The sequence below is a fragment of the Flavobacterium sp. FG19 genome, from assembly GCF_057809475.1.
In genome coordinates this window covers 153,125-179,183 of record NZ_JBMDKA010000014.1, presented here as the reverse complement: position 1 = coordinate 179,183, position 26,059 = coordinate 153,125, and the positions used below count along the sequence as shown (strand labels likewise).

The 26,059-nt window shown below is 34.2% G+C and carries 18 protein-coding genes; 15 read left to right on the top strand and 3 right to left on the bottom strand.

The features are described 5' to 3' along the window. Nucleotides 1-517: 517 nt before the first annotated feature. Nucleotides 518-1,534, bottom strand: a complete 1,017-nt coding sequence (locus ACODST_RS15520) for an LLM class flavin-dependent oxidoreductase (RefSeq protein WP_488933009.1) — start codon at nt 1,532-1,534, stop codon at nt 518-520. A gap of 176 nt (nt 1,535-1,710) precedes the next feature. Here ACODST_RS15520 and ACODST_RS15515 point away from each other — a divergent pair, with 176 nt between their 5' ends. The 4 genes from ACODST_RS15515 to ACODST_RS15500 all read left to right on the top strand — a co-directional run bounded on the left by ACODST_RS15515 (nt 1,711) and on the right by ACODST_RS15500 (nt 6,982). Next, complete coding sequence (locus tag ACODST_RS15515; RefSeq protein ID WP_488933008.1) at nt 1,711-2,226, top strand: DUF2975 domain-containing protein; 516 nt, start codon at nt 1,711-1,713, stop codon at nt 2,224-2,226. 2 nt (nt 2,227-2,228) lie between these two features. Continuing rightward, on the top strand, nt 2,229-2,435 hold the full coding sequence (locus tag ACODST_RS15510) for a helix-turn-helix domain-containing protein (RefSeq protein ID WP_012024053.1): 207 nt from the start codon (nt 2,229-2,231) through the stop codon (nt 2,433-2,435). 118 nt (nt 2,436-2,553) lie between these two features. After that, nucleotides 2,554-3,438 carry an ABC transporter ATP-binding protein gene (locus ACODST_RS15505; RefSeq protein ID WP_488933007.1) on the top strand — a complete coding sequence of 295 codons (885 nt, stop codon included), beginning with the start codon at nt 2,554-2,556 and terminating at the stop codon, nt 3,436-3,438. Nucleotides 3,439-3,442: 4 nt separating this feature from the next. Then, on the top strand, nt 3,443-6,982 hold the full coding sequence (locus tag ACODST_RS15500; RefSeq protein ID WP_488933006.1) for an ABC transporter permease/M1 family aminopeptidase: 3,540 nt from the start codon (nt 3,443-3,445) through the stop codon (nt 6,980-6,982). 163 nt (nt 6,983-7,145) lie between these two features. Here the strand turns inward: ACODST_RS15500 and ACODST_RS15495 are convergent, their stop codons facing one another. Then, nucleotides 7,146-8,345 (bottom strand): polysaccharide deacetylase family protein, encoded by a 1,200-nt coding sequence (locus ACODST_RS15495; protein ID WP_488933005.1) that lies wholly within the window; start codon nt 8,343-8,345, stop codon nt 7,146-7,148. A 362-nt stretch (nt 8,346-8,707) separates the two neighbouring features. Here ACODST_RS15495 and ACODST_RS15490 point away from each other — a divergent pair, with 362 nt between their 5' ends. Further along, nucleotides 8,708-9,493, top strand: a complete 786-nt coding sequence (locus tag ACODST_RS15490) for an alpha/beta fold hydrolase (RefSeq protein ID WP_488933004.1) — start codon at nt 8,708-8,710, stop codon at nt 9,491-9,493. Nucleotides 9,494-9,664: 171 nt separating this feature from the next. Here ACODST_RS15490 and ACODST_RS15485 read toward each other — a convergent pair whose 3' ends face one another. Then, complete coding sequence (locus ACODST_RS15485) at nt 9,665-11,644, bottom strand: sigma 54-interacting transcriptional regulator (protein WP_488933003.1); 1,980 nt, start codon at nt 11,642-11,644, stop codon at nt 9,665-9,667. Nucleotides 11,645-11,851: 207 nt separating this feature from the next. On the opposite strand from ACODST_RS15485, the gene ACODST_RS15480 reads away from it, so the two are divergent. The 10 genes from ACODST_RS15480 (at nt 11,852) to ACODST_RS15435 (ending at nt 26,054) form a co-directional block, all read left to right on the top strand. Further along, entirely contained in the window at nt 11,852-14,293 is a 2,442-nt protein-coding gene (locus tag ACODST_RS15480; RefSeq protein WP_488933002.1) for a tetratricopeptide repeat-containing sensor histidine kinase, read from the top strand. 48 nt (nt 14,294-14,341) lie between these two features. Next, nucleotides 14,342-15,688 (top strand): sigma-54-dependent transcriptional regulator, encoded by a 1,347-nt coding sequence (locus ACODST_RS15475; protein ID WP_488933001.1) that lies wholly within the window; start codon nt 14,342-14,344, stop codon nt 15,686-15,688. Between the two features lie 269 nt (nt 15,689-15,957). Continuing rightward, entirely contained in the window at nt 15,958-16,239 is a 282-nt protein-coding gene (locus ACODST_RS15470) for a DUF7674 family protein (protein ID WP_264552011.1), read from the top strand. Between the two features lie 176 nt (nt 16,240-16,415). Next, entirely contained in the window at nt 16,416-16,493 is a 78-nt protein-coding gene (gene kdpF, locus ACODST_RS15465) for a K(+)-transporting ATPase subunit F (RefSeq protein WP_081909388.1), read from the top strand. Between the two features lie 99 nt (nt 16,494-16,592). Then, nucleotides 16,593-18,314, top strand: coding sequence for a potassium-transporting ATPase subunit KdpA (gene kdpA / locus ACODST_RS15460; RefSeq protein ID WP_488933000.1), 1,722 nt, complete (start codon nt 16,593-16,595; stop codon nt 18,312-18,314). 296 nt (nt 18,315-18,610) lie between these two features. After that, complete coding sequence (gene kdpB, locus ACODST_RS15455; RefSeq protein WP_488932999.1) at nt 18,611-20,668, top strand: potassium-transporting ATPase subunit KdpB; 2,058 nt, start codon at nt 18,611-18,613, stop codon at nt 20,666-20,668. Nucleotides 20,669-20,759: 91 nt separating this feature from the next. Next, nucleotides 20,760-21,311: a K(+)-transporting ATPase subunit C gene (locus ACODST_RS15450; protein ID WP_488932998.1), complete on the top strand. Its 552-nt coding sequence runs from the start codon at nt 20,760-20,762 to the stop codon at nt 21,309-21,311. A gap of 437 nt (nt 21,312-21,748) precedes the next feature. Beyond that, the gene (locus tag ACODST_RS15445; RefSeq protein WP_488932997.1) at nt 21,749-22,825 is read left to right on the top strand and encodes a porin; all 1,077 of its coding nucleotides are present in this window, start codon (nt 21,749-21,751) and stop codon (nt 22,823-22,825) included. 146 nt (nt 22,826-22,971) lie between these two features. Further along, nucleotides 22,972-24,093, top strand: a complete 1,122-nt coding sequence (locus ACODST_RS15440; protein ID WP_488932996.1) for a sensor protein KdpD — start codon at nt 22,972-22,974, stop codon at nt 24,091-24,093. Between the two features lie 242 nt (nt 24,094-24,335). After that, the gene (locus ACODST_RS15435; RefSeq protein ID WP_488932995.1) at nt 24,336-26,054 is read left to right on the top strand and encodes a sensor histidine kinase; all 1,719 of its coding nucleotides are present in this window, start codon (nt 24,336-24,338) and stop codon (nt 26,052-26,054) included. Nucleotides 26,055-26,059: the final 5 nt, after the last annotated feature.

The window sequence follows — 26,059 nt, the reverse complement described above, 5'->3', positions numbered from 1 at the left end:
GGGGTTTTTCTTTGTTTTGCTGTTTCCTGGGGTGGTTTACCGCAAAGACACTAAGACGCGAAGGCTTCTTTTATGCTCTTTTTAATCTCGCAAAGTCACAAAGTCGCTGAGTTTTTCTCTTATTTTTCTGAAACATCCTCCATTCTTCAGTGAAATTTCTTCTGGAAACCCATCCCCTAGCCCCGATAGTCCCGAAGCTTCGGGAGAAATCCTTTTTGTGGCGGGGTTCGCCACAAAAAGATTACTTCGTCAGTTCGCTATCGCTCGTGTGAAGCGGATAGCGTGAAATGACTCCTCAAAAGTTAAATCCTAATTTTTGAAATTCCAAATTCCAATTGCATTGATTAAATCTTATCCCTCTTTCATGTCCTTTATACGCATTAGACGCACTGCGGTGCGTCTCTACGGAAAATCGGAATTAAACTATTATATATATGTGTAAAAAAACAAAACCGACAGGTTTTGGAAAACTGTCGGGTTATTCAGATGAGATCTACTATTATATTATATAGTGTACTTATATATGTATACTTTCATTTAAACTATCAATTACTTCTTTTGTGATTTGAATACTTTTTAGTTTTGCCTGATGATCGTAGATTGGACTTGTTATCATCAATTCATCGATTCTGGCGTAGTCAATAAACTTTTTCAAATCGGTTATTAACTGTTCTTTGTTTCCAGTAAAAGTTCCTGCCGTCATTTGATTGACGTGGAAGCGCTCTGCTTCGTTCATAATATCATCTAATGACGGAACAGGCGGCTGTAAACCTTTACGATCGTTTCTAATTAAGTTCAAAAACATTTGATACAAACTTGTAGACAATAATTCAGCTTCTTCATTGGTGTCTGCTGCGATTACATTTACACATGACATTGTTTTGGGCTTATCCAAAAATTCTGAAGGCTGGAAATTTTCTCTGTAAAATTCAAATGCTTGGATCATCAATTTTGGTGCAAAGTGTCCGGCAAAAGCATAAGGCAATCCATAAGCTGCTGCTAATGCTGCACTGTCCATACTTGAACCGAGAATCCAGATTGGAATTTTTAAACCTTCTGCTGGAAAAGCACGCACTTTTCCTGTGGCATTTTCACTTGAAAAGTATTCTTGAAGCTTGCTCACGTTTTGCGGAAAACGCTGTGCCTGCTCAAAAAAGTCTTTTCGAATGGCTTCGGCTGTTGGCTGATCTGTTCCCGGCGCTCTTCCTAAACCTAAATCGATTCGGTTTGGGTAAAGTGTTTCCAAAGTTCCAAATTGTTCTGCCACTACTAAAGGAGAGTGATTTGGAAGCATGATTCCACCAGATCCTACTCGGATATCTTTTGTCTGACTGGCTATGTAACCAATTAAAACAACTGTTGCTGTACTCGCAACATGTGCCATATTGTGATGTTCTGCAAGCCAAAACCGTTTGTATCCTAAAGTATCTGCTAATTGCGCTATGTCTTTTGTTTTTTGAAATGTTTCTGATGCATTGCTATCCTGAGTAATGATAGCGAGGTCTAATAATGAGACTGAAATTGGGTTTTTCATATAAAAAAATGCTAATATGCAAAATTAACTCATTTATTCGGATGCCTTTTATTTTCTAATGTTAAGAGAATTATAATATTCAATTTAACTTCTGTAATAATTATTTTTTGATAATTAATTATCGTTTTACAATAATTAATTATACATTTGCAATATCAATCTAACTTTTAAGATATATGAAGACAACTCATATTGTATCGAGAATACTATTTTACTTCACCCGATTTTTAGCTGTGGTTTATTTCTTTTTGGCGTTTTATTCTGTTTTCACATTAACAACAGGACTGTTTTTGACTTTTAAAGATAATGGAAAGTATTTTCAGGTTTGTTATCCGTTTACTTCTCACCCATTGATGTTGGGCGATTATAACCTGCCTTATATTTTATTCGATTTTCTGGCGCCATTGAGTTTGTACGGATTATTCTTTTTATTGAGCAGCAATGTTTTCAGAATATTTTTTCAGCCTAAATTATTTACAGTAAATGGTATTTCACATTTAAGGCGATTTTATTTATCCAATTTATTAATTCCGTCTATCGTAATATTCATTGCTTTCTTTTTTGTTCCGTTGGATAACGAAGTTTCGCTTTTTATTATACTGCACGGAATGCTGGGCGCTTTTGCTTATTTTTTAGCAGCTATTTTTAAACAAGGTTTAAACCTTCAGAACGAACAAGACTTATTTATATAACTATGCCAATAATTGTAAACGTTGATGTAATGCTTGCCAAGCGTAAGATGCAGAGTAAAGAATTGGCAGAGAAACTAGATATCACACCCGCCAATTTATCCATTTTAAAAACTGGGAAAGCAAAAGGAATCCGATTTGATACACTTGAAGCGATTTGTAAAATATTGGACTGCCAGCCAGGTGATATTTTAGAATATGTAGCTGAATAGTTTTCTTTTAAATCTTATTTCTTCTTTATAAAAAAATCGGTTTTTGAAGCCGACAGGAATTCTATTGCCTGAACTTTTCAAATCATTATTCAATCAATCATCAAAAATCAATCAAAAAATGAACAGTTTATCAATCAAAAATCTCACCAAAACGTATGAGAACGGTACAAAAGCGATCGACCATTTATCGCTTGAAATTACAAACGGCATGTTTGGCCTGCTTGGCCCGAATGGCTCAGGAAAATCTACTTTAATGCGAACGATTGCCGCTTTACAGGAACCAACTTCTGGCTCTATTGAATTTAACGGAACTAATATTATTGAAAATCCAATGTTTATCAGACAAAATTTGGGTTATCTGCCACAGGAATTTGGAGTTTATCCTAAAATTTCTGCTTATCGTCTGCTCGATCATTTAGCTATTTTAAAAGGAATCGTCAATAAAAAGGAAAGACACGATCAGATTTTGTATTTGTTACAGCAGACCAATTTATTGCAGCATAAAGACAAAGCGGTTCATTCTTTTTCGGGAGGAATGCGACAACGGTTTGGAATTGCTCAGGCTTTGTTGGGAAATCCGAAGATTATTATTGTAGATGAGCCAACGGCTGGATTGGATCCTGAAGAAAGAAACCGATTTAATAATCTGTTGAGCGAAATTGGCGAAAGCATCATTGTGGTTTTATCTACTCATATTGTAGAAGACGTTCGTGACTTGTGTCCAAAAATGGCAATTATCTCTAACGGAAAATTGATTCTCGAAGGAAAACCTGATGAAACAATTGAAACCTTGAAAGGTAAAATCTGGACCAAGGCGATTCAGAAATGGGAATTAGAAGATCATAAATTAAACTTCGATATTATTTCTTCTCACTTGAATTCAGGGAAAATTAATATTCATGTTTTCTCAGATTATCAGCCTGGTTCTGGTTTTGAATTGATCTCGCCAGATTTAAGTGATGTTTATTTCAGTGTTTTATCCCAAAATCAATTTAAAAATTAAGGCTATGCTTTCTAAATTAATTCGATTTGAATGGCATAACAATACCAGAAACTGGACATTTTATGCCACATTTATTATTTATTTGGTTTTAGGCTTTTTTGTGAGTGCTTTTGCGAATTTCTCTTTTTCGGGTGCTTATAAAAACAGTCCGTATGTGCTTACGTATGCGATTGGCTTGATTTCACTTATGACGATATTTTCGATTACACTTCTGGCGGCGCAGAGTTTTTTGAGAGAATATGAAACCAAGTTCGATTCCATTATCTTCTCTTCGCCTGTTTCGAAGTTTCATTATTTGGGAAGCAAATTTATTACGGCTTTTAGTATTGCTGTGGTTTCTTTTGGAATGTTTATTCTGGGAATGATCATTGGCCATCAAATGTCCTGGCTTTCTGAAAGTGAAATTGGTCCTTTTAAAATTCTAAATTATCTCTGGCCTTATTTGGTAATTGTGATTCCGAATATTTTCTTATGCCTTTCTATATTGACAGCTTTGGCTTGGCTTACCAGAAGTAAACTTTTTATTTATGTTGGCGGTTTATTAATTTACATCCTCTATATAGCAGGTTCGATATTTTCGAATTCACCCATATTTGCCAATGCTTCTCCTTCTTCGGCGAAAGCCATGTCTTGGGCAGCAAAGGTTGATCCGTTTGGGTTGGCGGCTTTTTTGGAACAAACGAGATATTGGACTTCCATCGAAAAAAATACCCAACTGGTTTCGCTTTCGGGGAATTTTTTATACAACCGAATTCTCTGGATTACTATTTCATTTCTGTTGATTTTTATTTCTTACAGATTGTTTTCTTTCCGAAAAACGAAAACTAAAAAAGTAAAAACAACAAAAGTTATTCAAGAACAAACAAAAGTTCTTTCTTCCGAAGTTCCGAAAAACATCGAATTCAAAACTTTCAGACATAATTCAGCCGTTTTTATGAGCAATCTTAAAATGGATATTTTTCTGGTTTTGAAAGGAATTCCGTTTTTACTGATCGTACTTTTATTCTCTGGTTTACTGATGATTGAGATTTCAGACGAAATTGACGGCGGAATCCGATTAGCGGAAAAAATTACGGATACGGCTTTGATGATTTCGACTATAATGGATCGTCTTCCGTTTATCCTGATTTTAATACTTCTATTTTACAGCAATGAATTAGTAAACCGAAGCGAGAATTCGAAATTTGAAATGCTGGAAAATACAGCTCCTTACTCTCAATTTTCAGTTTTAATGGCAAAATTAACGGCGCTTTTTATTATCCCGTTACTCATAATCAGTATCAGTATTTTGATTGGATGCGGATTTCAGCTTGTTCATGCAAATGCTCCTATCGAAATTGGTCTTTATCTTTCTTTATTTTATTATCTCGGATTTCCGTTGTTGTTGATTTCGATTTTGGTCATTACGATTCAGACTTTCGTTAAAAACAAATATTTAGGATTGGCCGTTTCTGCCTTTATCTGCATTTTGTTTTGTACCGGAATTGGCGAACAACTGGGAATTTCTCATCCGTTATTACGATTTGGAGATTCTTTTAAAAGAGAATATTTTGATTTGAATGGTTTTGGAACTTATACTTTTCCGTTTCATATTAAGATGTTTTACAATCTTGGTTTGGCTTTAGTGCTTTTGACTTTGACTGGGATTTTATGGAAAAGAAATACGTCAATTGTAAAAACCTTTCGCAGAAATTCATTTAATACAATTCAAAAAGCAACTTTGGGTTTTGGAATTCTTCTTTTTATTGGTTTCGGAAGTTATCTTTTTTATAAAACGAATATCGAATATCCTTATTTGACCGAAGATGATCAGAATAATTGGAGCGAACAATACGAACGTCAGTTTAAAAAATATACGAATCTGGTTCAGCCAACGATTATTTCCGTAAAAAGTAATGTTGATTTATTTCCCGAAGAAAACCGTTACGAAGTAAAAGGAACTTATGAATTAATCAATAACGCTGAAAAACCAATTGATAGTTTACTCCTATATATAGATCGAAATTCGAAACTTGTTTCTTTTGAAATTCCGAATGCTAAAAACTTAAATGACGTTTCGGCATTTCATCATTATTGGTATCGATTGGAAAAACCTTTAGAACCTCAACAAAAAATGACAATGAGTTTTTCTTTTGAATCTTCGTGGTCGCCATTTAAAGAACATACTGCTTTTAATTCTATAATCGAAAATGGATCTTTTATGCGAATAAGTCGTTATTTTCCACTTTTTGGTTATCAGGATTCGAATGAAATCAGTAGTAAAAAAGAGCGCACGAAAAGGCATTTGAAACCTCAGACTCCATTGAAAAAACTGGAAGAGAAATCAAATGCTGCAAATGATTTTATTGATTACGATGCTGTTGTTTCGACTTCTGGAAATCAAACTGCCATTGGGGTTGGGAATTTAATTGGAAACTGGAAAAAAGACGACCGAAATTATTTTCATTATCAATCTAACGGAAAAATTCCGTTTCGATTTGCTTTTTCTTCTGCTGAATATGAAATCAAAAAAACAAATTATAAAGGCATTTCAATCGAAGTTTATTATGATAAAAGGCATTCCAGAAATATTGCAAAACTGATTCAGGATGTAAAAAATACGCTGGATTACTGCCAAAGTAATTTTGGAAAATATCCGTATAAAACGATTCGTTATGCCGAAGTTTCCGCTTTCGCTGATGGATTTGCCGCGACTTCTTATCCGTCTACGGTTTATATGAAAGAGAATTTCGGATTTTACAGCAACCTCAACAACAAGGACAAAGAAGATATTATCAACCAATTGACAGCACATGAAATGTCGCACGAATGGTGGGGAAATGCGCAGATAAGTCCGGAACAAAAAGAAGGAAGCTGGCTTTTGACCGAAATGCTCGCGCAATACACCGAATTAATGCTTTACGAAAAAGAACATGGTTTGGAAAAAGCTTTGGAAACTTTAAAAATTCATCTCGATTTGTATTTAAGCAGCCGCAGTTACGAGCCTGAAACACCTTTATATAAAACCAATTATGAAACTCCACATCTGCCTTATGATAAAGGTATGCTGGTGATGCACCAATTAAGAGTTTTGATTGGGGAAGAAAAAGTGAATCTGGCTTTGCGAAATTTTCTAAATCATTCGAAATATCCAAATCCGATTCCTGATGCTGAGAGTTTATTAAAGGAAATTTATGCTGTTGCAGATGTTAAACCGCATCCTAAATTGGATGAAATGTTTAAGCAGATTATTACGTATTCTTCTAAAATAAATTCGGTTGAAAGTCAGAACAAAAATGGTTTTTATGAAATTTCTTTTAAAGCTGTTTCTGAAAAATTCAGAGAAAATGCTACTGGAAAACGTACTTTAATAGTAAATGATCCAACAATAGATATTGGAATTTATGATGAAAATGGTAAGCTGTTTCGTTATCCTTTCGCAGTAAAAAACAATAAAATTGAAGGAAAGATTAAACTGAAAACAAAACCTCAGCGAATTGTAATTGATCCGTATTTAATGAATATCGATACTTTTATAAAGGACAACGAGAAAGAGATTAATTGATTTTTTTTTTGCCACTAATTCCACGAATTTTCACGAATTATTTTTTTTAAGCCACAGATTAAAAAGATTAGAAGGATTATTTATTTTGAGAGATGAATCTTTGTGATGATTTTTAGCACAAGCCAAAAAATCATTTTAATCCTTTTAATCTGTGGCTAAACTTTTATTTCAATTGGATTAAAATCTGTTTATGAGTTGTTTTTCCGTCGTCTTTTATATTCAAATCTTTGGGTGATTCGATTTCAAATTTCGATGGTGTTTCTATATTTAATGAAATATCTCTGTGTCGAAACACTTCTGGAATTTCAGGAATTATAATTGTAACTTCTATTTCTTTTTTGTTTTGTTTATATTCGATTTTGATTCGGTCTCTTAGCCAAATGTATTCGTAAACTTCCTGCCACGGTGCCATCCAGATAGAATCATTTCCTTTTGCACCATATTTATCTGCTAGTGTTGTCATATAATATTTGAAATCTGGGAAACGCATGCTTAAATTCCACAAATTTCCGTTTCCTGTTCCGTGTGTAAAATCATTGAACCAAACATTTTCTGGTTGTTTTACAATCGAATCTATGGTTTTTAAATAACGATCCATCGTTTTAAAACTCGTTGTATCTTTTGAACTCAAGACAAAAGTTCTGGCCGAAATCAATTTATCTAAATCGACTTTAGAATTTACCTTATAAACTGGTCCTTCACCTTTATAGGAAGCAACAGAAAGATGTCCGTTTGCCAAAGCTTCCTTTTCATATTCTAAATGATAATCAGGATCGCCTTCTCCACCCGGAACTACAAAATGAGACATCGTAAAATCTAAATTTTGTTGAATTGAAGCTTTATTGTCAATTACTTCTGTCTTATAATTTGTTCCGTGTTTGGTCGCATGATGAAAACTATGATTCAGAATATCCCAGCCCGCGTTGTACATTTCTTTTATTTCTGTCCATGAAAGATGCCCACGATTTTCCGGAGAATCATGAATAGATGCGCCATTGATAGCTAATGCCAATTTAAACGGAATTTCATTTCCAAATCCGTCCGAATAAAAAAGACCTTTTGAAGTTGTTCCGTCTCCTCCCTGATCGACTTTCCATTCGTTCTTATCCGGATTACTGATTTTTCCGCCATTCAATAACGGGAAAGCGGTTAAGTAAGCTGAACGATAACCATCATCAAGCGTAAAACTGTAAGCAAAATGTTTATTGAATTTTAATGGAGAAGCTTTTATTTCTACTTTACTTTCTGATTTTAGTTTTATTTTAAAGGAAATCTTTTGCGAATAAACAGTATTGAAAAAACATTGAAGTAAAAGAACCAAAATGAATAAAAGTGTTTGTATTCTGAAATGTGGTGTTTTCATTTTTTAGGTTAGTTAGATTTTTTAAAGGTACATTTTCTTTAAAAACAAACTACTAAATGCTGTAGAATCGCACACGGATGAAGCAGATTTGCTATCGCAAAGACACGGATTTACACGGATTTTTTTTAAGATGCGAATGAAAAACCCGTTTTTATCCGCGTTTTCGCAAAGCGAATCCGTTTCATCCGCGCCTAATTTCCCATTGTGAACATTCAAAAAAATGATATTTCAATACATTAAAAAGTATTTAACGAAATATAATAATTCCAATTGAGTCAAAACCTCATCAGCTCAGTAATAATAAGACTTTTTCAAACAGGCATATAGATTGTATTTTAAAATATAACGTAAAAATTCCTGCTATGTATCTTTCTAATACAAAAACGATTGTGTTTATTTCGGGAGCTTTTGTGAGTCATTTTTATTGGGAAGCATGGCTTGCTTTTTTTGAAAACAAAGGATACAAAGTGGTCGCTCCGCCCTGGCTTCATAAAAATGATTCGGTAGAAAATTTAAGAAAACAGAATCCGTGCGTAAAAATTGGATCGATTACTTTATTTGATCTTTTGTGTTATTATACGGAAATCATTGAAAAACTTCCTGAAAAACCTATTTTAATAGGACATTCTTATGGCGGACTTTTAGTGCAATTACTCATTCAGAAAGATTTGGCCGAAGCTGGAATCTGCATCAATTCTTTTCCTCCAAAAGGTTTTACGGCTTTCCAATTTTCGTTTTATAAAACTATTTTAGGTTATACGTGGAATGTTTTCTCTCCTAAAAAAACAGTGATTCTACCTTATAAAGACTGGCAAAATAACTTCTTTATTAATGTACCTGCCAAAGAACAGCAAAAAGAATACGAGAAATTAATTATTCCGGAATCTAAAAAAGCGCTTCGAAATCTATTCTCAAAAAATGCTCAAATCAATTTCAGGAAAAAACATGTTCCGCTCTTTTTTATTTCTTGTTCAGAAGATCAAATTATTACTCCAAAACTCGTTTTGTGGAATTTCAAAAAACACAGAAATGTGCATTCTATAACTTGTTATAAGGAATTTAAAAACAAAAATCATTTTGTAATTCTACAGTCTGAATGGGAGGAAGTCGCAGAATGTATTTCAAAATGGATTGAGAAAGTTACTTGATTATTTTTTTAAACACATAGAAACATAAATATTTCTTTACAGTGAAAAGATAACTAAAAGAAACTAGTTTCTAACACATAGCTATGTGTTTTATTAAAAGTGAAATGCCTTTCAGCAGTAACAAAAGCTATGTTTCTATGTGTTTAAAAACATTCGTTACTATAAATCAAACTAACTGATTTCTCTTTTAATTTCTAATTTCTTGATTTTCGAATTTAAAGTCGAAGGATGAATGTCCAGAATTTCGGCGGCACCGCCTGCTCCTGAAATTTTTCCATTACATTTTTTTAGTATATATAATATGTAGTCACGCTCATTTTCCATGATGGTTTTAATCGAAAATGAATCGGTGCTTTGCTGTTGTGCATGTATTTTGGAGGAAGGCGAAAACTCGATATTTTTAATCGTATTGCCTTCGGTGAGTAAAATGGTGCGTTGAATAAGGTGTTCTAATTCCCTGATATTTCCGGGCCAGTCGTAATTCATAATCTGCTGTAAAGCGTTTTCTGAAAGTACAGGAGCTTTTCGGTTCATTCTTTCGCTGTAGATATTTATAAAATGGTCTGTCAATTCCGGAATATCTTCTTTTCTTTTTTTTAGAGACGGAACCATTATAGGGAATACATGAAGTCTATAATACAAATCCATTCTAAAGCGTCCTGCTGCGACTTCTTCTTCCAGATTTTTATTGGTTGCCGCGATAATTCGGACATCAATTTTTATCGGCATTAATCCGCCGACACGTTCAATTTCTCGTTCCTGCAAAACACGCAATAATTTTACCTGAAGTTCCAGAGGCATCTCTCCTATTTCATCTAAGAAAATTGTTCCGCCGTTTGCAAGCTCAAATTTCCCAATTCGTTTTTCAGTTGCTCCTGTAAAAGCACCTTTTTCATGTCCGAAAAGTAACGATTCAGCCAGATTCTCAGGAATGGCTCCGCAGTTTATTATAATAAGCGGTTTATCTTTTCTTGGAGATAAATCGTGAATGCTTTTGGCAATTTTTTCTTTCCCTGTTCCGCTTTCTCCTAAAATCAAAACAGAAGTATCCGATGGTGCCACTTTTTTGATGTAATTAAAAACCGTTACCATTTGCGAACTGTTTCCAATTATACCTTCAAAACCTGATTTTATGTTTTCTGCTTTTTCTTTTTTTACAGGAATCTCTTTAGGTTCAGTACGAATTATTGGCTCAGTCAGATAAAAACGGGAAATAAACTGAGAAAAAGTATTTTCAAGATTGGATAATAATTTCAGATTTTCATCTGAATACACATTAAAATTACGACTGTAGAATGTAAAGCAAAAACGCTGTGAAACAGCAATAGAAAGTGGGAAAACCAAATACGATTTGATTCCGAAATTATGCGAAATAATTCCTTTTATCGGCGCAGCCTGAAAATTATTTATCAGAGATTCTTCGCTGTAAATAATTGGTTTAATATCAATTTGCGATTTTATATAGGTTTCGTTCAATTCCCGAATGGATATTTCGGCAATCTGCGAAAGCTTTTCTACATTGATAATTTGGTATTGATTGATATTTTTTCGGATGATTCCGAGGTTTGAATATTTTTCTGCATTTACAAATCCGGCTTCCAGATAATCAAAAGAGATAAAAGTCTGAATGATTTTAGCGAAAGCTAATAAAGCATCTTCTAACTTTAGATTGGAATTGATCAATTCCGTTATCTCATTTTTCAATTCCAATTGTTGCATTAACTGCGATTCCAAGCTATACTTTTGTCTGTAAAAAGCAATTTCCAGCGTCGTTAAAATATCTTGTTCCCGAAACGGTTTTACGATAAATCCGTATGGATGAGTTGTCTTCGCCTGATCTAAAATTCCTTTACTTGAATTGGCCGAGACAAAAATGAAACCAATATTTTTTTCTTTTAAAATATGAGCAAGCTCAATTCCGGTTTGGCTTCCCTTCAGCATAATATCTACAAATATCAAGTCCGGTTTTTGGATCTGAATTACTTCCAAAGCCTGATCAACAGAACGTACAATTCCAATGACATTATAGTTTGCCTTTTCGAGAATTAATTGCAGATCATGCGCTTCAATAAACTGATCTTCGACAATTAAAATTTGCTTTTGTAAGTTGTTATTTTCAGATTGGGTGCTTTTTTCAGACACAGTTCCCATAAATGTAGTATTTGTAATATTATATTTTTATAATTATCTGGTATAAAATTAGTTAAATAACACCAGTAATTTCAGTATTTCCGAAATTTTATATCAAAAAAATCATATTTAATGTGAATTTTCTTGATATTTTTTAAAAAAGTCAGACTTCTTTCTTTCTATATTTGTTTACCAAAACCAATCCAAAAAACTAATTTATAACCTGTTATGAAACGAATCATTTTCTATTTGATTTTGCTTGTAAGTTATTCTTCACATGGTCAATTATCTCCAACTGTTGCCAAATATAATCTTCCTAAAAAAAGATTACTTATTCAAGCTTGTTCTATGTATTTGTTTAATGCCAACCAAGGCGCTATTGATGTAGACAGCTCGGTAGTTTTAGCTTGTAAAGCTTATAAACTTCCTGTTTCTTTAGCATACGATGAAGGTTTTAACAATGGTTCGTATATTATTGGAAAAGATTTAATTGAAAAAGAAGATACTAATTCTGTTAAAAAACTACTTCCAAAAACAAAAAATGAAGATCGAATCTTATTATCGCTTCAATTAGCGAATTTTTATCTTTTTAAAACTGGGACAAAATTAGAAGATCTTCAAAATGCTAAAATTTATATTGACGATGCTTTGCGCACAAGCAATCAGCTTAAAAATAAAAAATGGAAGCAACAGAGTTTAATTCTTTTAGGCAAATATTATTATCAGGCCAATAATCAAACAGAAGGCAAAAAAATATTTTTAGAAGTCATAGCTGAATGCCGAAAACAGAATGACAAAAAAGATCTTGCTGAAGCTCTTGATGCTTACGGAACGCTCCTGTTTAATCTGGATCCCGAAAAAGAAAAAATACTTCAGGAAGTCGTTTCGCTTTATGCATCCTTAAAACTAGAAGAAAAAAGAATCGAAAATTACATGAAGATTACTACTATCTATTTTTGGGGAGGAAAAATAAATGAGGCCAAAAAAAGACTCTATCAAAATTTAGTTGATTTACGAAAAATAGGTTTTGAACATCAGCAATATGCTGAAACTACTATTTCTTATATTGAAGCGAATCAGTTCAATTTAAAAAATTCTCTTTATTACGCACAAAAAAGCGTTAACAGAATAGAAGAGACAAACGATTATACTTTTGCAGATATCTTTTATATGCGTTTGGCAATGGTATATCTAGGTATTGGTCATTTTGACGATGCAATGAAACTGGCACAGAAAAGTATTGAATACGGTAAAGACAATATTGTAAACAGCGGAAGCTGGTATAAAAGTTTTATAACTTCTGCCGCTTCATTATCTATTCGAGGACAAAATAAAGAAGCTATTACTTATATCAATTCGATTATAAAAGTGTATCCGCCTAAAAATACCTTTGACCAAATGTTGGTTGCTTTTGCACTTGGAAACTGTTATTGGGAATTAAAAAATTATGTAAAAGCCGAAAAATATTTCCTAGAAATGGATTTTTATGCTTCCAAATTAGATTCTCCCGAAACTTTTAGAGATGTTGCCAATTGCTATTCTGCAATTGCCTCTTTCTACGCAGGAAGAAAAAATCTTGAAAAAGCTACTTATTACACTAATAAAGTTTTAGCCCTTTCTAATAAATACGACAAAAATTACAACTCTCAAACTTTGATGACTGCTTTGTATCGAATTGATTCTTTAAAAGGTGATTTTCGTTCTGCTCTTTCTAATTATAAAATATTTAAAAAGTTAAGTGATTCTCTTTATAGTATTTCGAAAAACAGACAAATCGAAGAATTAAAAATTCAGTACGAAACACAAAATCAAGAACACGAAATCAAATTATTAAATCAGGAATCGAATTTAAAAGGTCTTGCATTAAAGAAATCCAAAATGTTGAACAGTGTTTCAATATGGAGTTTAGTTTTGCTTCTCATTACGATTGGATTATTGTACAATCGTTATCGTTTGAAACAACGAAATAATGTCAAATTAGAATTAAAAGAAAAGGAAATCAGCAAAGCAAACGCCAACCTGAGACATTTATTGGACGAAAAAGAATGGCTTTTGAAAGAAATTCATCATCGTGTAAAAAATAATCTGCAGACTGTAATTAGTCTTCTCAATTCACAATCAGCTTATTTGGAAAACGATATGGCTTTGTCGGCAATTAAAAACAGTCAGCACCGAATTCATTCGATGTCTTTGATTCATCAGAAATTGTATAATTCTGAGAATATTTCGACTATTAATATGCCGAATTATATTAAAGAATTAGTCGAATATTTGCGTGAATCTTTTTCACTTGGGCAGAGAATTCGTTTTGAAGTAAAAATCGATCCGTTAGAATTAGATGTGGCGCAGGCTGTTCCGCTTGGATTGATTTTGAACGAGGCGATTACCAATTCTATTAAATATGCTTTTCCAAATGACCAAACCGGAATGATTTATATTACGCTTGAAGCGAAAGACGAAAATCTGTATGAATTGACGATTTCTGATAACGGAATTGGGTTTGATCCAAATGGCAGCGATAAAAAAACAAACTCTTTCGGAATGAGTTTAATAAGAGGTTTGAGTGATGATATTGACGGAAATTTGACCATGGAAAATAATAACGGAACAATCCTGAAAATTGAATTTGCACAAGAATTTCCGCTGAATCCAAAAAGGAAATCGATTTAAAGCTAAATTTGTACATCAAATACCGATTCGGTTTTAGCTTATCTGCAAATGACACACAAAATTTTAATTATAGACGACGAAGAGAAACTGAGAAGTCTGCTGGCACGAATTATAAAATCGGAAGGATTTGAAGTTTTTGAAGCGAAAGATTTGAAATCGGGTTTCAAAAAACTGGAACAAACCGAAATTGATGTTGTTTTGTGTGATGTAAAACTGCCTGACGGAAATGGCGTAGATTTTCTTCAAAACATAAAAAGCCATTTTCCTTTAGCTGAAGTAATTCTTTTGACCGCTTTCGGAAATATTCCCGACGGCGTTCAGGCAATGAAAAATGGCGCTTTCGATTATATTGTAAAAGGCGACGATAACGATAAAATTATTCCGCTTCTTTATAAAGCTGTAGAAAAAGTACAATTGCAGAAAAAAGTGCAACAGTTAGAAAAACGCATTAATGATAAATATTCTTTTTCTACCATTATAGGAAAATCGAAAGGAATCGAACAAGTTATCGATTTGGCTCAAAAAGTAGCTAAAACCGATTCGACTGTTTTATTAACTGGCGAAACGGGAACCGGAAAAGAAGTTTTTGCACAGGCCATTCATGAAAACAGCAATCGTGTTGGAAAATCTTTTGTGGCACTAAACTGCAGTACTTTCACAAAAGAGATTTTAGAAAGTGAACTTTTCGGTCATAAACAAGGCGCTTTTACCGGAGCTTTAAAAGATAAAAAAGGTTTTATTGAAGAAGCGAATGGCGGAACTTTATTTCTCGATGAAATTGGAGAAATGCCAATTGATCTTCAGGCTAAATTATTGCGTGTTTTAGAAACCAGCGAATATATTCCCGTTGGTGACACGACTCCAAAAAAATCAAACTTCAGATTAATTGCAGCTACAAATCGTGATTTAAAAACAGAAAGCGACGAACATCGTTTCCGTTCTGATTTGTATTTCCGTTTAAATATTTTCGAAATTAAATTGCCTTCTCTGCGAGAAAGAGTGAAAGATATTCCGCTTTTGGCTAATTATTACGTGAAGCAATTTTCGGAAAAAACGAATAAAAAAGCCTTGCAGATTGGTGATGATTTTCTTCAGAAATTAGAAAATTATTCCTGGCCGGGAAATATTCGTGAACTTAAAAACGTTATCGAAAGATCGGTTATTTTGAGTAATGGCGATATTTTGACTTCAGATGTTCTGCCTTATGAAATGCAACATCAATCGGAAAATAATTCGAAACCAATGTCGGCTTTCTCGATGCAGAGTGTTGAAAAACTGCACATTCAGAAAGTTTTAAATTATACGAAAGGCAATAAAGCGGAAACGGCTAGATTGCTGGAAATTGGGATTGCGACTTTGTATAGAAAATTAGAGGAGTACAATATTCAGCCGTAATCCTGCAAGGTTTTCAAAACCTTGTAGGTTTAGATTTTTAATAATTTAAATATTGCGTTTAATAGAATACCTACAAGGTTTTGGAAACCTTGCAGGAAACGTAACAACCTTATCATTTCAATAAAAGCTTATCATTTTGATAGGCTTTTTTTATGGCTAATTTTTGGCACAAAAACTCATTCCTTTTATTTACAACACCTTACATACATCTTCATTTTTTCGGAACATCTTTTGGCATAAGGAGAGAGAACATTAAAAATTCATTCCAAATGAAAAATCAAGTAACCTCAATCTACAAACAAGCCGAACGGTTTGCTGAGATAACCAAAAAATCTATTATATCTGGAAATATCGTTCGGGCTAAAAAATGCCTGGCCCTTGCCGAACGGTTATTTATCACCGGAAGCATCGAAACTAAAAACGCCATTTCTAATGTGTATGTTTTCTCGGTTTCGTCTTTTATGGAAATGCGTCATTGCAATATCTCGCATCTTTTTCCACAAACACTTAAAGCAGAATATATCAAACAGGTTAATACCTCTGGTGTTTAGAAAGTTTAATCGGTTAACTGTTTAATTGTTTAATCGAAACAAATCTATCCCGAGGCTTCGGGACTAAAATCTTAAATCTAAAAATAATTATGATTACCATTCTTCTTCTCGCTTTGGCAGTTTTACTGTTTGCGATTTGTTTTTTATCAGTTGAATTCTTTGAAAAAATCTAAATCATGACAGCACTCTTTATTATTTCAATCGCCGTTTTCGTGTATTTGGTTTATGTATTAATCAAACCTGAAAAATTCTAATGTGAAAAGTTAGGAGTTATAAGTTAAGGGTTAAAAGTTTATTCCTTGCTTGTTCCATTTTACAAATCACATCAAAATCTAAAAAATAATCTCAAAATTATGAATACAGAATTAATAGGCGTCATAGGTATTTTTATCCTCACTGTTATTTTAGCCATACCGTTAGGAAAATATATTGCTAAAGTTTTCCTGGGAAATAAAACACTTCTTGACCCAATTTTCAATCCAATTGAAAAATTTATTTTTAAAATCAGCGGTATTAATCCAGCTGAAGAAATGAACTGGAAACAACACCTAAAAGCACTTTTAAGCATCAATATGCTTTGGTTCTTTCTCTGCTTCTTTGTTTTACTGTTTCAGGGTTCTTTACCATTAAATCCAGATAATAATCCATCCATGACACCCGATTTGGCTTTTAATACTGCTATTTCGTTTTTAGTCAATTGCGATTTACAGCATTATTCAGGCGAAAGCGGTGTTTCTTATTTGTCTCAAATGGTTTTAATGTTCTTGCAATTCGTTTCGGCTGGTGTCGGAATCGCTGCTGCGGTAATGGTTTTTACTGCAATGAGAGAAAGAACCACAGACAAACTGGGGAATTTTTACAACTATTTCGTTAAAAGCTGTACACGTATTTTATTGCCACTTTCAGCAATCGTAGCTATTGTTTTAGTTTTCAGTGGAACACCTATGACTTTTGAGGGGAAAGATACTATCACAACTTTACAAGGCGAGAATGTTGAAATTTCTCGCGGGCCTGCTGCTGCCTTTATTGCGATTAAACATATTGGTACAAACGGAGGCGGGTTCTTCGGCGCTAACTCAGCACATCCATTAGAAAACCCAACTTATTTTACTAATGCGGTTGAACTTTGGGCACAAATGATTATTCCGTTTGCGATGATTTTTGCCCTTGGATTTTTCTTAAACAAAAGAAAGTTATCCTATATCATCTTCGGTGTTATGACTGTTGGATTTTTACTCTTGGTAATTCCGACAATCTCAAGTGAAATCAACGGAAATCCTGCTATTGCAAAAATGGGAATCGCACAGACAACCGGAGCGATGGAAGGAAAAGAAGTTCGTTTTGGTCCAGCCATTTCAGGTTTCTGGAGCATTGCTACAACTGTAATTTCTACAGGTTCTGTAAACAGTATGCACGATAGTTCGATGCCCGTTTCTGGAGCAATGCAGTTATTAGCCATGATGGTAAATGCATTTTACGGCGGATGTGGTGTGGGTTACCTCAACTTTTACATCTTTATTATTCTGGCTGTATTTATTTCTGGTTTAATGGTCGGACGAACTCCCGAATTTTTAGGAAAGAAAATCGAAGCTCGGGAAGTTAAGATTGCTGCTTTTATCGCGATCATCCACCCATTATTGATTTTAGCTGGAACTGCTTTAGCTTCTTATTTTGCCGCACATGATACTGCGATGGGTTATTGGTTCAGCGGAAATGCCACTGGCTGGTTGAACAATTCTGGAAATCATGGTTTCTCGGAAATGTTATATGAATATACTTCAAGTGCTGCCAATAACGGTTCTGGTTTTGAAGGTTTAGGCGATAATAATCCGTTTTGGAATATCACAACTGGAATTGTTTTACTGTTAAGCCGTTTCATTCCAATCATTGGACCTCTTGCAATTGCGGGTTTACTAGCCAATAAAAAATACATTCCTGAAAGCGCCGGAACTCTTAAAACGGATACTACTATTTTCGGAATTATGACTTTTGCTGTGATTGCTATTATTGCGGCTTTATCATTCTTTCCTGCATTGGCACTTGGACCATTGGCGGAGTATTTTACACTGAAATAATAAATCATTTTTCAATGCTTAAATTATTTTAAACACATAGAAACATAGTTTTTTCTTTTCCTAAAAAAGATGAATAAAAAGAAACTAGTTTCTAACACATAGTTGAAATAACAAATTGTTCATTCCTATTTTAAATATAGCCCGTGGTTTCAACCACGGGAAACGTATTGTGGAGATACCGAATGTGATATACGTGGCGTCCCAATGGTTGAAACCATTGGCTATGTTTCCATACTATGTCAATATTGTTTAAACGCATAACATCTAACAAATAACATTTAACTTTTTACAAGAAAATGACAACTAATAAATCCACATCATTATTTGAAAGTCAGCAGGTAAAAGAAGCATTTGTGCAGTCTTTTGTGAAACTGAATCCAAAATTGATGATCAAAAATCCGGTAATGTTTACCGTAGAAATTGGAACTGCCATTATGTTTGCAGTCTGCATTTCAATCTTAATGGGCGCAACCGATCAGGGAAGTCTGGCTTATAATATAATTGTATTCTTAATTTTGTTCGCTACTCTTTTGTTTGGAAATTTCGCCGAAGCTATTGCCGAAGCCCGAGGAAAAGCACAAGCAGACAGTTTAAGAAAAACACGTGAAGAAACTCCAGCAAGACAGATTCTGCCAAATGGAGAAATTAAAAACGTAAGTTCTTCAGCATTAAAAAAAGATGATATTTTTATCTGTGAAGCCGGTGATTTAATTGCAGCCGACGGAGAAATTATCGAAGGTCTTGCTACCATCGACGAAAGTGCTATTACAGGAGAAAGTGCTCCAGTAATTCGCGAAGCGGGCGGTGACAAATCTTCGGTTACAGGAGGAACAAAAGTACTGTCTGATAAAATTAAAGTACAAGTGACTTCTGAACCTGGCGAAAGCTTCTTAGACAAAATGATTGCTTTGGTTGAAGGGGCAAGCCGTCAGAAAACACCAAACGAAATTGCTTTGACAATTTTATTAGCTGCTTTTACTTTAATCTTCATCATTGTCTGCGTAACCTTAAAACCTTTTGCTGATTATGCTAATGCTCCTATTACTATTGCAGCTTTTATTTCTCTTTTTGTCTGTTTAATTCCAACTACAATTGGAGGTTTACTTTCTGCTATTGGTATCGCAGGTATGGACAGAGCTTTGCGCGCCAACGTAATCACTAAATCTGGTAAAGCGGTTGAAACTGCTGGAGATATTGATGTATTGCTTTTAGATAAAACTGGAACCATTACAATTGGAAACAGAAAAGCGACTAATTTTTATCCAACAAAAGGAATTTCTTTTGATGATTTTGTGAAATCGGCTGTTTTGAGTTCGCTTGCCGATGATACGCCTGAAGGGAAAAGTATTTTGGAATTAAGTGAAGCTATTGATGTGAAAAGTGAATCAAAAGCAAGTAATTTAAAAAACACTTCTGAAATATCACACACCATCAAATTTACTGCCGAAACCAGAACTTCTGGTGTTATTTTAAAAGACGGAACAAACATCAGAAAAGGAGCTCAGGACGCTGCCAGAAAAATTGCAGAACAAGCCGGAAATACTTTTCCTAAAGATACAGCTGATCAAGTTGTAGCGATTTCATCTAACGGAGGAACACCTTTAGTAGTTATCAAAGACAACGAAATTCAAGGTGTTATTGAACTTCAGGATATTATCAAAACCGGAATGAAAGAACGTTTTGAACGTTTACGCCGAATGGGAATCAAAACGGTTATGGTTACAGGTGATAATCCACTGACAGCTAAATTTATTGCCGAAAAAGCTGGTGTTGATGATTTTATCGCTGAAGCAAAACCAGAAGATAAAATGAATTACATCCGAAAAGAACAAGCCGAAGGACGTCTAGTTGCGATGATGGGTGACGGAACAAATGATGCTCCTGCCCTTGCGCAAGCCAACGTAGGTGTTGCCATGAACAGTGGAACTCAAGCCGCTAAAGAAGCCGGAAACATGGTCGACCTTGACAATGACCCAACGAAACTAATCGAGATTGTTGAAATTGGAAAACAGCTTTTAATGACTCGTGGAACTTTGACTACGTTCTCAATTGCTAATGACGTTGCTAAATATTTCGCTATCGTTCCTGCCTTGTTTATTACAGCAATTCCAGCGCTTCAAGGTTTAAATATTATGCATTTGCACAGTCCTGAAAGTGCGATTTTATCGGCTGTTATTTTTAATGCGATTATCATTCCGATCTTGATTCCGCTTGCACTGAAAGGTGTTGATTACCGACCAATTGGAGCAAGTGCGATTCTTAAAAGAAACCTTTTAATTTATGGTTTAGGAGGAATTATTGTTCCATTTATCGGAATTAAAATTATTGATTTGATTGTTGCTCTATTTATGTAAAAAAAAGGTGCTAAGGTTCTGAGACACTAAGGTGCTAAGATTTCTTAGTCCTCAGAACCTTAGTCCCTTAGAACCTCTAAAAATAAAAGAAATGAAAAATATATTCTCACTCATAAAACTTACAGTTGCTCTTTTGCTTCTATTCATTGTCATCTACCCTTTAGCCATTTACGGGATAGGTCAGCTAGCTCCAAATCAGGGAAAAGGAGAAACTATCACCGTTAACGGCAAAGTTGTCGGTTATCAAAAAATCGGACAAAAGTTCGATAAATCAAATTATTTCTGGGGAAGACCTTCGGCTGTTGATTATAACGCTTCCGGAAGTGCAGGAAGCAACAAAGGCCCAAGCAATGCTGATTATCTGGCTTTAGTTCAAAAAAGAATTGATACGCTTTTACTAGTGCATCCATACTTGAAAAAATCTGATATTCCTTCAGATATGGTAACAGCTTCAGGAAGTGGCTTGGATCCGAATATTTCTCCTCAAGGTGCTTTAATGCAGGTAAAACGAATTGCTAAAGAAAGAAAACTAGATGAAGCTAAAGTAAAAGCTTTGGTAGAATCTAAAATTAATACTGCTGTTGTTGGACCTGAAACGGTTAATGTTTTGGAATTGAATGTGGCTTTGGATGCGCTTCGCTAAAGATGCTAAGGTTCTAAGATTCTGTCCCGATAGCTATCGGGACTAAGTTTTTCTCCTGCAAGGTTTTCAAAACCTTGTAGGTATGAATATGCATCAAGTATTATCATGAAGTAATACATATTATTTGTCATTTCGACGTAAGGAGAAATCCTCGTTGCTAAATCGACACAGATTGATATTCTTTGTGGAGCTACTTGCGAAGATTTCTCCTTACGTCGAAATGACAAACTAAACGATAAAAACTAAACTTTAAAATTAAATACCTACAAGGTTTTAAAAACCTTGCAGGAAGACAAAACACCTTTTTACCCCAAATGTCATAGCCCCGATAGTAGTGGAAATCCTTTTGCTTTTTTCTTTAAAAAGCAAAAGATTGAAACGGATAGCGGGATTAGCTCCTAAAAAATCTACTAAATAAATAATTGAATACCACAAAAATGAAAAAAATAATACTTACAGCTTTAATCGCTTTTGGTTTTAGCAATTTACATGCACAAGAAGAATCCAAAAGTCCATTGACATTTTCGGGATATGTAGACGCTTATTACAGTTATGATTTCGGGAAACCGGAAAATCATACACGGCCAGAATTTTTTTACAGTTATAATAAAAGTAATGAAGTCAACCTGAATTTGGGAATGGCAAAAGTGAATTACGCAACAGAAAATGTCCGTGGAAATTTTGCTTTGATGGCAGGAACTTATCCGCAGTATAATATGTCGGCTGAACAGGGTTTATTGCAAAATGTTTATGAAGCTAATGTTGGCGTTAAAATTTCGAAAAACCATAATTTATGGATTGATGCGGGAATTATTCCTTCACACATTGGTTTTGAAAGTGCAATTGGGAAAGACTGCGCCAACTTAACCCGAAGCATTCTGGCGGAGAATTCTCCTTATTATGAAGCGGGAGTGAAAATTGGTTATACGTCTGAATCTGGAAAATGGTATTTGGCTGGAATGTATTTGAATGGCTGGCAAAGAATTGAAAAAGTGGAAGGCAATCAAACGCCGGCTTTCGGAACTCAGGTTACGTTTAAACCATCTCATAATGTGACATTAAACTGGAGTACTTATGTTGGAAATGAACAGCCGGATATTGATAAAAAATGGCGTTATTTCAATAACTTTTACGGACAATTTAAAGTGGCTGAAAAAGTAAACTTAACGACTGGTTTTGATATTGGTTCACAACAATCGGCTAAAGGAAGCGATAAATATGATGTTTGGTTTTCGCCTGTTGTGATTCTGCAATACAAACCGATAGATAAGATTCAGTTATCGGCAAGAGGTGAATATTACAGCGACGAAAAAGGTGTAATCATCGCAACAGAAACGCCAAACGGATTTAAAACTTATGGTTTTTCAGCTAACTTTGATTACTTAGTTACTGATAATGTAATGTTTAGAATTGAAGCGAGAAATCTGTCAAGCAAGGATGAAATTTTTACCCAAAACAATCAGCCAACGGACACAAATACGTTTGTAACGACTTCGCTGGCGATTAGTTTTTAATTTTTACCATTAAGATATTAAGTTAATTAAGTACTGGGCTTAATTTTCTCTTTGGAAGCTTCATTAAGTTCAAATCTTAATTAACTTAATATCTTAATGGTTCGTTTATAAAAAAACTTAGCGCCTTTGTGGCAAAACAAAAAAACATGGAAAACGAAAACAACGCACAGCATTTTCTGGATTTGATTCAGAAATCACGGAAAGGAAAGTTTAAAATCTACATTGGAATGAGCGCCGGTGTGGGCAAGACTTTTCGTATGCTTCAGGAAGCGCATTCGTTATTGAAAAACGGAATCGATGTGAAAATCGGCTATATCGAAACGCATATGCGGAAGGAAACGCATGAACTGCTGGCTGGTCTTCCGATTATTCCGAGGCGGACTATTTTTTATAAAGGAAAAGAACTGGAAGAACTCGATGTTCAGGCGATTATTAACCTTAGACCAGAAGTTGTTATTGTAGATGAATTGGCACACACCAATGTCGAAGGAAGCAAAAACGAAAAACGTTGGCAAGATGTTTTAGAAATTTTGGAAGCTGGAATTAATGTAATTTCAGCGGTTAATATTCAGCACATTGAAAGTTTAAATGAAGATGTAAAACGGATTACAAACATTGATGTTCAGGAACGTATTCCTGACAATGTTTTGCGATTGGCGGATGAAGTCGTAAATATCGATTTGACTTCTGAAGATTTGATTGCGCGTTTGAAAGAAGGAAAAATTTATACGCCAGATAAAATTCAGACTGCTTTGGCGAACTTTTTTAAATCGGAACAAATTCTGCAATTGCGTGAATTGGCTTTAAAAGAAGTGGCGAGTCAGGTAGTTCGGAAAGTAGAAAATGAAGTCCCGAATCTTCATGCTTTACGGCATGAAAAATTGCTGGCGTGTATTAGCAGTAACGAAAAAACGGCTAAAATTATAATTCGGAAATCGGCACGTTTGGCAAGCTATTATAATGGTTCATGGTATGTTTTATATGTCGAAACGCCAAAAGAAAGCAGTAACCGAATTGCACTTGACAAACAAAGACATTTAATTAATAACTTTAAACTCGCGGTGCAATTGGGTGCGGAAGTTATTAAACTAGAAAATTCAAATATTACAGATGCTATTTTGAAAACGGTAGAAGAAAAACAAATTACAACGGTATGCATCGGGAAACCGCATTTTAATTTGTTTAAAGTAATTTTGTCTACAACAATTTTCAGGCGTTTGCTGAACAAATTGTCTTTGTCAAATGTTGATCTTGTTATCCTATCATGAAAAATATTAAACCATATAAGTAATATAAGTTCATTTAATACGGGACGTTGAAGTATTAACCGCAAAGGCGCAAAGGTTTACGCAAAGCACACAAAGATAAAATTAAAAAACTTTGTGTCCTTACGACTTTGCGAGCAAAAACTCTAGCGAACTTTTCGTAAAAACTTTGCGCCTTTACGGTTAAAAAACGAATATTTCCTTATATCACTTATATGGTTTCAAAAAACTAAATGTTTTATAAAATGAGAATTAAAACCAAATTGAATCTGGGTGTTGGATTGTTATTTTTAATGATCATTATACTTTCGCTGGTTAGTGGATATTCTGTTTTTTTGATCAAAGCAGATACAGAGAATATTCTGAAAGCCAATTATAATACGCTGGAATATTCCCGAAATATGATTTTGTCTTTGGACGAAATTAAAGCCAGTCCTAATAGTAAGATTCATGTTTTCAAGGAATATCTTGAAAAACAAACGCAAAATGTTACCGAACCAGGAGAGAAAGAAGCTACAGCGAATCTTGAAAAAAACTTCGCTCTCTTAGAAAAAAATGGTTCTAATGATGCTTTAAAAGCACAAATCAGACAAGATATTTTTGCTATTATGAAGCTGAATCTCGATGCCATAAAACAGAAAAGCGATATTGCCAAACTTACTGCCGAAAATGCCAATTTATGGATTGCCATTGTGGGAAGTTTATGTTTTTTGATAGCTTTTAATCTGCTGGTTAATCTTCCGAATAATATTGCGAATCCTATTAAGGAACTAACGCTTAGTATTAAGGAAATTGCGAATAAAAATTATTCTGAAAGAGTTCATTTTACGAGTCACAGCGAATTTGGAGATCTGGCAAAATCGTTCAATACGATGGCGCAGAAACTTCAGGAATATAACGACAGTAATTTGTACAAACTCTTTTTTGAAAAGAAACGACTTGAAACGCTTATCAACAATATGAATGATCCAATTATTGGTTTGGATAATGAGGGAATTATTTTGTTTGCCAATGATGAAGCTTTGAAAATTATTGGTTTGAAGCTGGAAGAGGTTATTGGAAAATCGGCTTCGGAACTGGCTTTATCGAATGATTTGATTCGTTCTCTGATTTTAAAAGAAGCTTCAGATGCTCCTAAAAAACAGCCTTTAAAGATTTTCGCCCACGGAAAAGAAAGTTATTTCGAAAAAGAAATTCTCAATATTACGATAGTTCCAACTGGAGAAGAAAAAGAAATCAATATTGGCGATGTCATTATTCTGCGAAATATTACGCTTTTTAAGGAATTGGATTTTGCCAAAACCAATTTTATTGCCACCGTTTCACACGAATTAAAAACGCCAATTGCTTCTATAAAGTTAAGTCTTCAATTGCTTCAAAATGCCAAAACCGGCGATATGAATGACGATCAGAAACAATTGGTTGAAAGTATCAAAGATGACAGTCAGCGATTGTTGAAGATTACAGGCGAATTACTGAATTTATCACAATTGGAAACTGGAAATATTCAGTTGAATATCGAGAAAAGCAATCCGCATCAAATCGTAAATTATGCCGTTGAAGCGGTAAAAGTTCAAGCCGATCAAAAACAGATTCAGTTAATTGTTGATGCCGATGAAAACCTAAACGAAGTAAAAGCCGACAGCGAAAAAACAGGTTGGGTTTTAATTAATTATTTATCAAATGCGATTCGGTATTCTTCTGAAAAAAGTACAATTCATATTAAACTGAAAAAAGAAAATAATCAAATCGTATTTCAGGTTATCGATACTGGAAAAGGAATTGATACCCGATACAAAGACCGTGTTTTTGATAAATATTTTCAGGTTCCAGGGAGCCAAAAATCCGGAACGGGATTGGGGTTAGCGATAAGCAAGGAATTTATTGAAGCTCAGAATGGAAATGTTGGGGTTGAGAGTAATTTGGGATTGGGAAGTACATTTTGGTTTTCGTTAAAAGTATAAATGAT